Raw genomic sequence first — 595 nt, forward strand, 5'->3', positions numbered from 1 at the left:
GATCCTTCCACAGGGGCCGAGTTGATACATGCCTCCCGAGACGGACGTTCCCTGAATCGGGGCGCGGGCCGATTGCGCGCCTCGAGGTTCTGACGAGAGTCGTCCAGGGCGGCTGCGTCACACGCGGCGGTAAGACGTATCTCCAGATACGGATTGCGCCGTGTCTGCGCGTCTCGGAACGGACCAATAACTATCGACGTCTAGACGCAGGACAGTGGCGCTGCATCCGCTGCGAGCAGATGATGTTCGGACTCAACCGCCCCTGAGGCCCTTATTGGAGCTGTCTACGACGTTTCGTGAGGGCGTCTGGTGACTCCATCAGTCGGCCGTCGTCTTCACGGATCCACGGGCGACCACCGGCGTCGACGAACGTGATGCCGACGCGAAGCCGTCGGGTTGAAGCACTCTCCGCTGCGTCCCAGAGATGCTGGAAGGAGGCCAAGATGTCCAGACTCATCTCGACGTTCTTAGTGCCGGGCGGGACGATCGGCAGCTCTTGGAGGCCGATCCTTGTGTTAGTGACCTGCAACCCATCTGGGCTGGGCTTCACCACATAGAGCGTGAACGCGAGTCCGACTCGGGTGACTGGCAACTC

Annotated in this window: 1 protein-coding gene; it reads right to left on the reverse strand. The window is 61.8% G+C overall.

Translation table 11 applies throughout. The annotated features are described in order from the left end of the window. Window positions 1-271 precede the first annotated feature (271 nt). Window positions 272-595: hypothetical protein (locus IEY81_RS24425; protein WP_229788134.1), on the reverse strand; the 324-nt coding region annotated here is incomplete at its 5' end.

The organism is Nocardioides luteus, from assembly GCF_014648595.1.
Taxonomy (GTDB): Bacteria; Actinomycetota; Actinomycetes; order Propionibacteriales; family Nocardioidaceae; genus Nocardioides; species Nocardioides luteus.